This window comes from Methylobacterium sp. NPDC080182 (assembly GCF_050281105.1).
Taxonomy (GTDB): domain Bacteria; phylum Pseudomonadota; class Alphaproteobacteria; order Rhizobiales; family Beijerinckiaceae; genus Methylobacterium.
Window position 1 is genome coordinate 340,470 of sequence record NZ_JBNNWO010000004.1, and the last position, 12,478, is coordinate 352,947.

The 12,478-nt window shown below is 71.7% G+C and carries 11 protein-coding genes; 4 read left to right on the forward strand and 7 right to left on the reverse strand.

Annotation, left to right across the window (positions count from 1 at the left end; all coding sequences use genetic code 11):
* Nucleotides 1-22 precede the first annotated feature (22 nt).
* The gene (purL, locus tag ACQKQD_RS10230) at nucleotides 23-2,248 is read right to left on the reverse strand and encodes a phosphoribosylformylglycinamidine synthase subunit PurL (protein ID WP_427508252.1); all 2,226 of its coding nucleotides are present in this window, start codon (nucleotides 2,246-2,248) and stop codon (nucleotides 23-25) included.
* Between the two features lie 154 nt (nucleotides 2,249-2,402).
* Nucleotides 2,403-4,244, reverse strand: a complete 1,842-nt coding sequence (gene recQ / locus ACQKQD_RS10235; RefSeq protein ID WP_427508253.1) for a DNA helicase RecQ — start codon at nucleotides 4,242-4,244, stop codon at nucleotides 2,403-2,405.
* Nucleotides 4,245-4,327: 83 nt separating this feature from the next.
* On the opposite strand from recQ, the gene ACQKQD_RS10240 reads away from it, so the two are divergent.
* Nucleotides 4,328-4,567 carry a type II toxin-antitoxin system VapB family antitoxin gene (locus ACQKQD_RS10240; RefSeq protein ID WP_427508254.1) on the forward strand — a complete coding sequence of 80 codons (240 nt, stop codon included), beginning with the start codon at nucleotides 4,328-4,330 and terminating at the stop codon, nucleotides 4,565-4,567.
* Complete coding sequence (locus ACQKQD_RS10245) at nucleotides 4,567-4,968, forward strand: type II toxin-antitoxin system VapC family toxin (protein ID WP_091682304.1); 402 nt, start codon at nucleotides 4,567-4,569, stop codon at nucleotides 4,966-4,968. The genes ACQKQD_RS10240 and ACQKQD_RS10245 overlap by 1 nt, the downstream gene beginning before the upstream one ends.
* A 4-nt stretch (nucleotides 4,969-4,972) precedes the next feature.
* Here ACQKQD_RS10245 and denD read toward each other — a convergent pair whose 3' ends face one another.
* The 5 genes from denD to ACQKQD_RS10270 form a co-directional block, all read right to left on the reverse strand.
* Entirely contained in the window at nucleotides 4,973-5,950 is a 978-nt protein-coding gene (denD, locus tag ACQKQD_RS10250) for a D-erythronate dehydrogenase (RefSeq protein ID WP_427508255.1), read from the reverse strand.
* A gap of 26 nt (nucleotides 5,951-5,976) precedes the next feature.
* The gene (gene otnK / locus ACQKQD_RS10255; RefSeq protein ID WP_020092461.1) at nucleotides 5,977-7,251 is read right to left on the reverse strand and encodes a 3-oxo-tetronate kinase; all 1,275 of its coding nucleotides are present in this window, start codon (nucleotides 7,249-7,251) and stop codon (nucleotides 5,977-5,979) included.
* Nucleotides 7,248-8,030, reverse strand: coding sequence for a 2-oxo-tetronate isomerase (otnI, locus tag ACQKQD_RS10260; RefSeq protein WP_427508256.1), 783 nt, complete (start codon nucleotides 8,028-8,030; stop codon nucleotides 7,248-7,250). Before otnI ends, otnK begins: the two co-directional genes overlap by 4 nt.
* 12 nt (nucleotides 8,031-8,042) lie before the next feature.
* Nucleotides 8,043-8,951 carry an L-threonate dehydrogenase gene (gene ltnD, locus ACQKQD_RS10265; protein ID WP_427508257.1) on the reverse strand — a complete coding sequence of 303 codons (909 nt, stop codon included), beginning with the start codon at nucleotides 8,949-8,951 and terminating at the stop codon, nucleotides 8,043-8,045.
* 106 nt (nucleotides 8,952-9,057) lie between these two features.
* Nucleotides 9,058-10,380: an MFS transporter gene (locus ACQKQD_RS10270; protein WP_091682313.1), complete on the reverse strand. Its 1,323-nt coding sequence runs from the start codon at nucleotides 10,378-10,380 to the stop codon at nucleotides 9,058-9,060.
* Between the two features lie 309 nt (nucleotides 10,381-10,689).
* On the opposite strand from ACQKQD_RS10270, the gene ACQKQD_RS10275 reads away from it, so the two are divergent.
* Together ACQKQD_RS10275 and ACQKQD_RS10280 are read left to right on the forward strand one after the other, a co-directional pair.
* Nucleotides 10,690-11,697, forward strand: coding sequence for a LacI family DNA-binding transcriptional regulator (locus ACQKQD_RS10275; RefSeq protein ID WP_091979792.1), 1,008 nt, complete (start codon nucleotides 10,690-10,692; stop codon nucleotides 11,695-11,697).
* Nucleotides 11,694-12,374: an aldolase gene (locus tag ACQKQD_RS10280; RefSeq protein ID WP_091682316.1), complete on the forward strand. Its 681-nt coding sequence runs from the start codon at nucleotides 11,694-11,696 to the stop codon at nucleotides 12,372-12,374. Before ACQKQD_RS10275 ends, ACQKQD_RS10280 begins: the two co-directional genes overlap by 4 nt.
* Nucleotides 12,375-12,478 lie beyond the last annotated feature (104 nt).

Genomic DNA, 12,478 nt, shown 5'->3' on the forward strand with positions numbered 1-12,478 from the left:
AAACTCCTCGTCAGAACGGGGCTCAGGCGGCCGGCGCGGCCGGTTGGCTCGCCATGTAGTCGGGCAGCCAGCCCTCGTGCGCCGCATTCAGGTCGGCGAGCGATATGGTCTCGCCGCCCGGCAGGGTCAAACGGTCGGAGCCGGCGACGCCGACCGAGGCCGCGGCCACGCCCTGGGCCGCGGCAGCCGCGAGGAGGTCGGTCGCCGCCTCCGGCCGCACCGCCAGCAGGTAGCGGCCCTGGTCTTCGCCGAACAGGTAGGCGTGGGGCGGCAGGTCCACCGGCACGTCGGAGAGCGCCGCGCCGATCCGGCCCGCCATGGCCATCTCGGCGAGCGCGACGGCGAGGCCGCCATCCGCGAGGTCGTGGACCGTGTCGACGGCGCCGGCTTGGATCAGGCCGCGGACGAAGTCGCCGTTGCGGCGCTCCAGGGCGAGGTCGACGGGCGGCGGCGCCCCCTCCTCGCGACCCTCGATCACCGACAGGTAGGCCGACTGACCGAGCCAGCCCTCGCTCGCACCGATCAGCACCAGCACGTCGCCCGTGCGCTTGAGGGCGATCGTCGCGTGGCGCGCCACGTCGTCGAGCACGCCGACGCCGCCGATGGTCGGGGTCGGCAGGATGCCGACGCCGTTGGTCTCGTTGTAGAGCGAGACGTTGCCCGACACGACCGGGAAGTCGAGCGCCCGGCAGGCCTCGCCGATGCCCTGGAGGCAGCCGACGAGCTGGCCCATCACCTCGGGCTTCTCGGGGTTGCCGAAGTTCAGGTTGTCGGTGATGGCGAGCGGCTTGGCGCCGACCGCCGTGATGTTGCGCCACGCTTCGGCCACGGCCTGCCGGCCGCCCTCGACCGGGTCGGCCTCGCAGTAGCGCGGGGTGACGTCGCAGGTGAGCGCCAGCCCCTTCGGCCCGTCCTCGACCCGCACGATGGCGGCGTCGCCGCCGGGCTTCTGGACGGTGTTGCCGAGGATGAAGTGGTCGTACTGCTCGAACACCCAGCGCTTCGAGGCGAGGTCGGGTGAGCCGACGAGGCGCCTCAGCGCGTCGGTGAGCGAGGCCGGGGCCGCCACATCGGCGGCCGCGATCACCGGCTGGTGCGTGTTGGCGAGGTGCGGCCGGTCGTAGAGCGGGGCCTCGTCGCCGAGCTCCTTGATCGGCAGGTCGGCCACGGTCTCACCGTGCCATTTGATCACGAAGCGCAGCGTGTCGGTGGTCCGGCCGATGACCGCGAAGTCGAGCCCCCACTTCACGAAGATGGCTTCGGCCTCGGCCTCCATGCCGGGCTTGAGCACCATGAGCATGCGCTCCTGGCTCTCCGAGAGCATCATCTCGTAAGGCGTCATGCCCTCCTCGCGGGCCGGCACCTTGTCGATGTCGAGCTCGACGCCGAGGTCGCCCTTGGCGCCCATCTCCACCGCCGAGCAGGTGAGGCCCGCCGCGCCCATGTCCTGGATGGCGATGACCGCGCCGGAGGCCATCAGCTCCAGGCAGGCCTCCAGCAGCAGCTTCTCGGCGAAGGGGTCGCCGACCTGCACGGTCGGGCGCTTCGACTCGGATTCCTCGTCGAACTCGGCGGACGCCATGGTGGCGCCGTGGATGCCGTCGCGGCCGGTCTTGGAGCCGAGATAAACGATCGGGTTCCCGACGCCCGTGGCGGCCGCGTAGAAGATGCCGTCGGTGCGGGCGAGCCCCACCGCCATGGCGTTGACCAGGATGTTGCCGTCGTAGCGCTTGTGGAAGCCGGTCAGGCCGCCGACCGTCGGCACGCCGAAGGAATTGCCGTAGCCGCCGACGCCCGCGACCACGCCGGAGACGAGGCTGCGGGTGCGCGGATGGTCGGGGGAGCCGAACCGCAGGGCGTTGAGCGCCGCGATCGGCCGCGCGCCCATGGTGAAGACGTCGCGCAGGATGCCGCCGACCCCGGTCGCCGCGCCCTGGTAGGGCTCGATGTAGCTCGGGTGGTTGTGGCTCTCCATCTTGAAGACGCAGGCGTGGCCGTCGCCGATGTCGATGACGCCCGCGTTCTCGCCCGGCCCCTGAATCACCCACGGCGCCGAGGTCGGCAGCCCGCGCAGGTGCTTGCGGGAGGACTTGTAGGAACAGTGCTCGTTCCACATCGCCGAGACGATGCCGAGCTCGGTCAGCGTCGGGTCGCGCCCGATCAGGCCGCGGAAGCGCTCGTACTCGTCCGGCGTCAGGCCGTGCTGGGCCACGAGCTCGGGGGTGATCGGAACGTCGTTGCGGAACATGGGCGGTCTCGACGAGGGCGGTCCGGGAGCCCCGGCAGGGCCCTCGACCCGATGCGCGACCCGAACCGGGCCGCGCGCGGCGACGGTGACGGATTAGTGCGTTCCGCCACCGCGTTGCAATACGCCGGCCCTGCTGGCCGTGTATGGGTGCCGGTCACGCGGCCGGCGGATGGGCCAGAAAATCTGCGATCGCCGCCACGAACCTGTCGCCGTAGGCCTCGCGCTTGCGCTCGCCGACCCCGTGGACGGTGCGCAGCGCCCAGAGATCGACGGGCTTCTGGCGGGACATCTCGATGAGGGTCCGGTCCGGGAAGACCATGAAGGCCGCGATGCCCTCGGCCCGGGCGAGCGTGGCGCGCAGGCCGCGCAGGTGCTGGAACAGCGCCTCGTCGGTCTCCGAGAGGGCGATCTCGCCGTCCTCGCGGGCGGCGGCCCGGCGGCGCTCGCGGGATTCGGCCTTCGGCTCCGGATCGGGGCGGAGCTGGACCGGCTCCCGGCCGAACAGGATCGCCTCGCCCTTCTCGGTCATGGACAGGCCGCCGTAGCCGTCGGCGTTCTCGGCGATCGCCCCGGCGGCGAAGAGCTGGCGCAGGATCGCCCGCCACGCCGCCACCGGCTTGTCCGCCCCGACCCCGAAGGTCTTGAGGCTCGCGTGGCCGTTGCGGCGGATCTGGTCGCTCTCCTTCCCGTGGACCACGTCGCAGATATAGGCCGCGCCGAAGCGCTGGCCGGTGCGCACGATCGCCGAGAGGATCTTCTGGGCCGGGACGGTCCCGTCCACGAGGGTGACGCCGCCGCGGCACAGGTCGCAACGGCCGCAAGCGCCGCTCGACTCGCCGAAATAGGCGAGCAGCGACTGGCGGCGGCAGGTGGCGCCCTCGCACAGGGTGATCATCGCCTCGAGCTTGCGCCGCTCGACCCGGCGGCGGTCGTCCGAGATCTCCTTCTCGTCGATCTGGCGGCGACGGAGCGCCATGTCGTCGAGGCCGTAGAGGGTCAGCGTGTCGGCCGGCAGCCCGTCGCGGCCGGCGCGGCCGATCTCCTGATAGTAGCCCTCGACGTTGTTGGGCATGTCGGCGTGGCAGACGAAGCGCACGTCCGGCTTGTTGATGCCCATGCCGAAGGCGACGGTGGCGGTCATCACCACCCCGTCCTCCTGCAGGAACCGGTCCTGGTTCGCCATCCGCGTCGCCTGGTCGAGGCCGGCATGGTAGGGCAGGGCGTCGAACCCGTCCTTCCGGAGGGTCTCGGCCAGCTGCTCGGTGCGCTTGCGCGACGAGCAGTAGATGATCCCGCTCTCCGCGCGCCGGTGCTTCAGGAACCGCTCGATCTGCCGGGCCGGGTTGTCCTTGGGCTGGAAGGTCAGCCGGATGTTCGGCCGGTCGAAGGAGTGGACGAAGATCTTCGGGGGCCGGTCCTGCGGGAACAGGCGCTCGGCGATCTCGGCGCGGGTCGCGGCGTCGGCAGTGGCGGTGAGCGCCAGGGTCTGGACGTTGCCCAGCGCCGTCCGGGCGCGGGCGATCTCACGGTACTCCGGTCGGAAATCGTGGCCCCACTGCGAGACGCAGTGGGCCTCGTCGACGGCGAGCCGCCGGACGCCGGCGCCGCGCAGGGCGTCCATGCAGCCGTCCATCAGCAGGCGCTCGGGGGAGACGAACAGCAGCCGCAGGTCGCCGGAGCGCAGGGCGCGCCACGTCTCGCGGGACTCGGATTCCCCGACCGTCGAGTTCAGGGTCGCGGCGCGGATGCCGACGCTGCGCATCTGCTGGACCTGATCGTGCATCAGCGCGATCAGCGGCGAGACCACCACGGTGAGCCCCGGATCGACCAGCGCCGGGAGCTGGTAGGTCATCGACTTGCCCGAGCCCGTGGGCATCACGGCGAACACGTCGGTCCCGTCGAGCACCGCGCCGATCACCTCGTCCTGGCCGGGGCGGAAATCCTCGTAGCCGAACGTCTTCTTCAGCGCGGCGCGGGCCTCGTCGAGGCGGGTCATCGGGATCCTTGATCGGGTGTCTGCACCGGGCTTGCGGCGCGGATGTGTAGACACTAGCCTCACCTGTCTACACGGAGGCGATCGTGCCGCTCAACATCCGCAGCGAAGTGGTGAATCAGCTGGCCGAGAAGCTGGCATCGCGGGCCGGCGTGAGCAAGACCGAGGCGGTGCGGATCGCGCTTCAGAACGAGTTGGATCGGCGGGAAGAGTCGCTGACCGAATTTCTGGAGAAGATTCGCCCGATACAGGAGGCCCTTGCCGCCTACCCGAAGACCGGCCGCAAGGCCGACAAGACCTTCTACGACAGCCTCTATGAGGACTGATGTTCATCGATGCCTCGGCGCTGGTGGCGATCCTGTGCCAGGAGCAGGGATATGAACGGGTGGCAGATTGTCTCCGCCAAGCTCCGCATCGTCTGACTAGCGCCCTCGCCCAGTTCGAGGCTGTCTTGGCGGTGGCTCGCATTCGGTCGCTGCCGCCTGAGACCGCCGAGAGACTCGTGAACAGCTTCCGCGAGACGGTCGGTATCGGGATGGTCTCCCTCGGCCTTGCCGAAATCCGCATCGCCGTTGCGGCCCACGCCCGCTACGGCAAGGGCCGCCACCCGGCGCGCCTGAACCTGGGCGACTGCTTCGCCTATGCCTGCGCACAGGTGCACGGCGTGCCGCTGCTCTATGTCGGCGACGATTTCCCGCAGACCGACATCCGCTCCGCCCTCGCCTGAGGCTTCAGCTCCCGTGGAACTCGGCCACGTGCTGGGCCACGATCGCGTCGAAGGATTCATCCGCCCGGAAGCCCAGGGCCAGGGCGGCCTCCGGCTCGAACGCCTCCGGCCAGGAGCCGACGATCCGCGCGATGGTGGCGTCGGGTTCGTGCCGGATCAGCGCCACGGCCTTGTCGCCCGCCGCGCGCCGCAGGGCCTCGATCTCCTCCGCCACCGTCGCCGAGACGCCCGGCATGGTCAGGCTGATCCGCGGGCCGATCGCCGCGAGGTCGAGCCCGGCCGCGTGGATCAGGAAGCCCACCGCCGCCGCGGGGCTGGCGAACCAGTGCCGGACCATGTCGGGCACCGGCAGGATCGCCTCCTGGCCGGCGAGCGGCTCGCGGATGATGCCCGAGAAGAAGCCTGAGGCCGCCTTGTTGGGCTTGCCCGGCCGCACGCAGATCGTCGGTAGCCGCAGGCCGATCCCGTCGAGGAAGCCGCGGCGCGCGTAGTCGGCGAGCATCAGCTCGCCCATGGCCTTCTGGACCCCGTAGGAGGAGGCGGGGCGCAGGATGTGGTCGTCCGGGATGACCTTGGGGAAGGGCGGCCCGAACACCGCGAGCGAGGAGGTGAAGACCAGCTTCGGCCGGTAGCCGTCCGCCGCGCTGGCCGCCCGGATCGCGTCGAGGAGCAGGCGGGTGCCGTCGAGGTTGACCCGGTAGCCCAGCTCGAGGTTCGCCTCGGCCTCGCCGGAGACCACGGCGGCGAGGTGGAAGATGACCCCCGGCCGCTCGGCGATGGCGGCCTCGGCGGCGCCGGGCGCCGTGAGGTCGGCGGCCTCGGCCCGCACCGGGCCGGAGAAGCCCTCGGGCGCTGAAGGCGGGACCACGTCGAGGAGGGTGAGGGCGGTGAGCGGCACACCGCCGACCCGGCCGTCCTTCACCAGGGCGTCCACGAGGCGGCGGCCGATCATGCCGGCGGCGCCGAGTATCAGGGCGTGCATGGAAAACCTCCCGTCGGGTTGTGGCGTCAGGCCATCATGTCGAGGGCGCGGCCGAAGAAATCGGCGCCGCCGAAATTGCCGGATTTGAGGGCGAGCAGCATCGGCTCGGGCCGGCCCGCCGTGCGCAGCACCGGCACGCCCGCGGCGATCTCGGGCCCGAGCAGGAAGGCGGTGAGGCCCAGCCGGTCGACCACCGCGCCAGAGGTCTCGCCGCCGGCGACGACGAGCCGGCGCACCCCGCGGGCGACGAGGCCCTCGGCGATCGCTGCCAGCGCCGCCTCGATGGCGTGGCCGGCCGCGTCGACGCCGTGGGCGGCCTGGAGCGCGCGCACCGCCTCGGGCGGGGCCGAGGTGGCGATCAGTACCGGGCCCGAGGCCAAGTGCTTGTCCGCGAAGGCCAGGGCCTCGGCGACCACGTCGTCGCCCGCGAGCAGCCGCGCCGGGTCGAGGCGCAGCACCGGCATGATCGTTTCCGCGGCGGCGACCTGCTGGAGGGTCGCCTGCGAGCAGCTGCCGGCGAGGCAGGCGGAGGCGCCGCCCACCGGCTCGCCCACGGCCGCGCCGGCGGCGTCCTGGGTTCCCCGCCCGTCGGCCGCGAGCGCCCGCGCGAGGCCGAGGCCGAGGCCGGACGCGCCCACCGAGAACTTGCGGCCGACGATCGCCCGGCCGAGCACCTCGAGGTCGCTGTCGAAGATCGCGTCCGCGATGGCGGCGCCCTTGCCCTCCTGCGCGAGGGCGTCGAGGCGGGCGGCCACGGCCTCCGCGCCCTTCGCCACCGTGGCGGTGTCGATCAGGCCGACGGGACTGCCGCTCTGGCGCCCGAGCACGCGCACGAGGTTGGCGTCGCGCATCGGGTTGAGCGGGTGGTCCTTGAGCGGGCTCTCGTTCAGCGGCACCGAACCGACGAACAGGTTGCCCTGGTAGACGCTCCGCCCCGTCTCGGGGAAAGCCGGGGTGACGAGGGCGACGGTCTCTCCGGCCTCGGCCCGCAGGGCGTCCATCACGGGACCGATATTGCCCGCATCGGTGGAGTCGAAGGTCGAGCAGACCTTGAACATCACGTGGGCCGCGCCCCGGGCCCGCAGCCAGGCTTCCGCCTCGCGGGAGCGCGCCACGGCCTGGTCGGCGGGGATCGAGCGGCTCTTGAGGGCCACCACCACCGCGTCGGCCTCCGGCAGCGACCGGCCGTCCTCAGGCACGCCGATGGTCTGGATCGTGCGCAGGCCCGCCTTGGTCAGCGTGTTGGCGAGGTCCGAGGCGCCCGTGTAGTCGTCGGCGACGCATCCCAGCGCGAGGCTCATCGGGCGCTCCCCTTGTAGGCGGCGAGCCAGCCGAGGCCCGCGACGGTGTCGGCGGCCGGAATGTACTCGCAGCCGACGAAGCCGCGGTAGCCGAGCCGGTCCAGCTCGTCGAACAGGAAGAAGTCGGCCATCTCGCCGGTCCCGGGCTCATGCCGCTCGGGCACGCTCGCGGTCTGGACGTGGCCGATGAGCGGCATCAGGGCGCGCAGCCGCACGGTCACGTCGCCGTGCAGGATCTGGCAATGGTAGAGGTCGAACTGGAGCTTCAGGTTCGGCAGGGCGAGCTCGCGGATCAGGTCGGCCGCGCGGCCGAAATCGTTGAGGAAGTAGCCCGGCATGTTGCGGCCGTTGATCGGCTCCAGGACGAGGTCGAGGCCGGCCGGCGCCAGCCGCTCCGCCGTCCAGGTCACGGCCCGGCGGTAGGATTCGACCGCCCTGGGATCGTCCCACGGGGCGAGGCCCGCCATGAGGTGGAGCCGGCCGACGCCGGTCGCCTCGGCGTAGCGGAGCGCCGTGTCGACCCCCGCCTTCAGCTCGTCGAACCGCTCGGGAAAGGCCGCGATCCCGCGCTCGCCCTGGGCGAAGTCGCCCGGCGGCAGGTTGAACAGGGCCTGGGTCAGGCCGTTCGCCCGGAGCCGCGCGCCGATGTCGTCCGGCGCGTGCTCGTAGGGGAACAGGAACTCGACGGCGTCGAACCCGGCCCGGGCCGCGGCCTCAAACCGGTCGAGGAACGGCACCTCGTTGAACATGAGGCTCAGGTTGGCGGCGAAACGCGGCATGGTTCTGTCCCCTCAAGCTTTCTCGGGCAGCTTCGCCCCCGAGACCTGGGCGTAGAGCCGCGCCACCGAGGCGTCGTCGTCCCGGCCCATGCCGGCGCCCGACGCCATCAGGAACATCTGCAGGGCCGCCGCCGCCACCGGCACCGGGTACTTCTCGGCCCGGGCCATGTCCTGCACGATGCCGAGATCCTTGACGAAGATGTCGACCGCGCTCTTCGGGCTGTAGTCGGCGTCGAGGATGTGCGGCACCCGGTTCTCGAACATCCAGGAATTGCCGGCCGACTTGGTGATTACCTCGTAGACGCGCCGGAGGTCGAGCCCCTGCTTGGCCGCGAAGGCCATCGCCTCCGAGGCGGCGGCGATGTGAACGCCCGCGAGCAGCTGGTTGATCATCTTGAAGGCCGCGCCCTGGCCGGCGGCGTCGCCGAGCTCGTAGAGCGTGCCCGCCATGGCATCGAGGGCGGGCCGCGCCTTCGCGAAGGCCGCCGCCGAGCCCGAGGCCAGGAAGGTCAGGCCGCCCTCGGCCGCGCGGGCGGCGCCGCCGCTCATCGGGGCGTCGAGGTAGTGGCGGCCGGTGGCCTCCAACCGCGCCGCCAGCGCCCGGGCGACGGCCGGGTCCATGGTGGCGGAGGAGACGAACACCGCACCCTCCGGCATCGCGGCGGCGGCGCCGTCCTCGCCGAACAGGACCGCCTCGGTCTGGGCGGCGTTGACCACCACGCTCACCACCACGTCGGCGTCCCGCGCCGCCTCGGCGGGGTTCGCGGCGCCCCGGCCGCCGGCGGTCGCGAAGCGCGCCACCGCGTCCGGGTTCACGTCGCAGGCGGAGACGGCGAAGCCCGCGCGCAGGAGCGAGCCGGCCATCCCGGAGCCCATGGAGCCCAGGCCGATTACCGCGGCGCGGGGTGTTGCGTTGGTCATCGGGGACGGCTCCTGAAGCTAGGAAAGGGCGCCTCGGCGTCGCCGCTCGAAGCGCGGGTCCCCTCTCCCGTGCGGGAGAGGGGCCAGGTCGCGCCCGGATCAGAGGTCAGCGGTTGACCATCCGGGCGGGCGTCACGAACACGCAGACCGCGCCGACCACCAGCATGGCGGCGAGCGCGTAGAGGCCCGTGGCGGTGCTGCCGGTGGCATCCCGCAGGGCGCCGATCACGTAGGGGCTGACGAAGCCCGCGAGGTTCCCAACCGAGTTGATCAGCGCGATGCCGGCCGCCGCGCCCGCGCCGCTGAGGAACGCCGTGGGCAGCGACCAGAACAGGGGCGAGCAGGTCAGCACGCCGGCCGCCGCCACCGACAGCGCCGCGATGGCGAGCGTCGTCGAGCCGGCATTGGCCGAGACCACGAAGGCGACCGCGCCGATCAGCGCCGGGATGATCAGGTGCCAGCGGCGCTCGCGCATCCGGTCGGCGGAGCGGCCGAGCAGGATCATCACGATCGCCGCGCAGACGAACGGGATCGCGCTGATCAGGCCGATGTTGAAGTTGCCCTGCACGCCCGACGCCTTGACGATCGTCGGCATCCAGAAGGTCAGCCCGTACTGGCCGGTGACGAAGGCGAAGTAGATCAGGCTCATGAACCACACGCGGCCGTTGCGGAACACGGTGGCGATAGAGTGCGGGCTCGATTCCTTGCCCTGGTTGTCGGCCGCGATGTCGCGCTCGAGGAGCTGCTTCTCGGCGTCGGTCAGCCACTTGGCCTCGGCGGGGCGGTTGTCGAGGTAGAAGAACACCGCGAGGCCGATCAGCACCGCCGGCACTGCCTCGATCAGGAACATCCACTGCCAGCCCGACAGGCCGTGGGCGCCGTTGAACGCGTCCATGATCCAGCCGGAGAGCGGGTTGCCGAAGATGCCGGAGATCGGGATCGCCGCCATGAACACGGCGATCACCCGGGCCCGGCGATGGGCCGGGAACCACGAGGTCGTGTAGAGGATGACGCCCGGGTAGAACCCGGCCTCGGCGAGACCGAGGAGGAAGCGCATCCCGTAGAAGCTCCACTCGGAGTTCACGAACAGGAACGCCCCGGAGATCACCCCCCAGGTGATCATGATCCGGGCGATCCACACCCGGGCGCCGACCCGGTGCAGGATCACGTTCGAGGGCACCTCGAACAGGAAGTAGCCGAGGAAGAAGATGCCGGCGCCGAGGCCGTAGACCGTCTCGGAGAATTTCAGCTCCTGGGACATCTGGAGCTTGGCGAAGCCGACATTCACCCGGTCGAGATACGCCACGACGTAGCAGAGCATCAGGAACGGCACGAGGCGCCAGAACACCTTCGCGTAGGTGCGGTCGGCGAAGGACTTCTCGTCCGCGGGTGCGGTGGCGCCCCCCAGCGGGGCGGCTTGAACCGACATGGCGTACTCCCTGGTCCGGGCCGCACGGCTGCCGGACATTGCTCTTCACCGCTCGTCGGGCGGCGCTGGGGCGGTGCCATATCGCCTTTTGGCAGCGCTGCCAATCCGGTTGTGCGAGATAATGCAGGCCGCTATGTCAGTCGTGGATCGACGCGGACGGTCTTCCCATTCCTGCCTTATGCCGAGGCGCTGCAGCGTGGCGGAGGCCTCCTTCGGGGCCCGCTTCGCGGTCGCCTCAGGATGAGGGAAGGACGCCGGGAGGTTCGACGGGCGTCGTGGAAAAGAAAACCGCGCCGGGAGAGCGGGGCCATGGACGACATCCAGCCGCCGGGGCGGCTCGTCACGCTCACCGACGTCGCCCGCGAGGCCGGGGTCGGCGAGAGCACGGTCTCGCGGGTCCTGCGCAACCACGGCTCCTACTCCAAGCGCGCCGGCGAGCGGGTGGCGGAGGCGGTGGCCCGTCTCGGCTACGTGCCGAATCGCCTTGCCGGCAGCCTCGCCGGCCAGGGGGCGAGCGCGCGGCTCGTGGGGGTCGTCATCCCGTCGCTCGCCAACGTGGTCTTCCCCGACCTGCTGCGCGGCCTCACCGCCGCCCTCGACGCCGACGGCATCCCCTGCGTGATCGGGGTGAGCGACTACGACCCGGACCGGGAGGAGGCGCTGGCCGCCGCGCTCCTGTCCTGGCGGCCGGCGGCGCTTCTGCTCACCGGGCTGGAGCACAATCCCGGGACGGTGGCCCTGGCGAAGGCCGGGGGCGTGCGCGTGGTCGAGATGATCGATACGGACGGGGAGGGGATCGACGCCGTGGTCGGCTTCTCCAACCGGGCCGTGGGGGCGGCGAGCGCGCGCCACCTCGTGGCGCGCGGGTACCGGCGGATCGGCTATCTCGGCCACGACCTCGCGGTCGACCTGCGCGCGGGCAAGCGGCTCGCCGGGTTCGAGGCCGCGCTCGGGCAGGCGGGTTTGGCGCTCCACGGCAAGGAGATCCGGACGGGACCGTCCTCGCCGGCCTCGGGCCGGGCCGGGCTGGAGGCGCTGCTGGCGCGCGTGCCCGATCTCGACGCGGTCTACTTCTCCAACGACGACATGGCGCTCGGCGGCTACTTCGCCTGCCTGTCGACGGGGCTGGCGGTGCCGGGACGGATCGCGCTGTTCGGCTTCAACGGGCTCGACTTCGCGGCGGCGATGCCGCAGCCCCTGTCGACGGTGCGCACGCCGCGCCTGGAGATCGGCCGGCAGGCCGCCGCTTGCCTGACCGGCGCAGGCCCGAGAAGAATCGATCTCGGATTCGAGCTGATCGAGGGAGCGACCGCATGAGCGACGAGAGCCGGCTGCGCGAGGAGATCTGCCGCTACGGCCGCTCGCTGTTCGAGCGCGGCCTGACGCCGGGCTCGTCCGGCAACATCTCGCTGCGCCTGCCCGACGGCGGCTGGCTGGTGACGCCGACCAACGCGTCGCTCGGGTTCCTCGACCCGGCGCGGATCGCGCGGCTGGACGATGCGGGGCGGCTGGTCTCCGGCGACAAGCCCACCAAGGAGATCCCGCTGCACAGCGCACTCTACGAGAGCCGGAACGAGGCGAAGGCCATCGTCCACCTGCACTCGACCCACGCGGTGGCGGTCTCGATGCTGCCGGAGGTCGACCCCAGGCAGGTGCTACCGCCGCTGACGCCCTACTACCTGATGCGGACCGGCGGCACGGCGCTCGTGCCCTACTATCGCCCGGGCGACCCAGCCGTGGCGGACGCGATCCGGGGCTTGGCGGGAAAGTACAGCTCGGTGCTGCTCGCCAATCACGGCCCGGTGGTGGCTGGCGACAGCCTGGAGGGCGCGGTCTTCGCCACCGAGGAGCTGGAGGAGACCGCCAAGCTCTACCTGCTGCTGCGCAACCTCAACCCGCGGCAGCTGAGCCCCGGGCAGGTGGCGGATCTGGTGAGCCATTTCGGCCTGACCCTGCCGGAGCCGGACGACCATGCCGGCCACGATCACGGGTGAGGGTTCTCAGGGGCCGGTGTAAGGCGCAATGCGCGCCCTCTCCCGTGCGGGAGAGGGTAGGGGTGAGGGATCAGGTCCAACCGGAGAGGTCGCACCTCTCACCA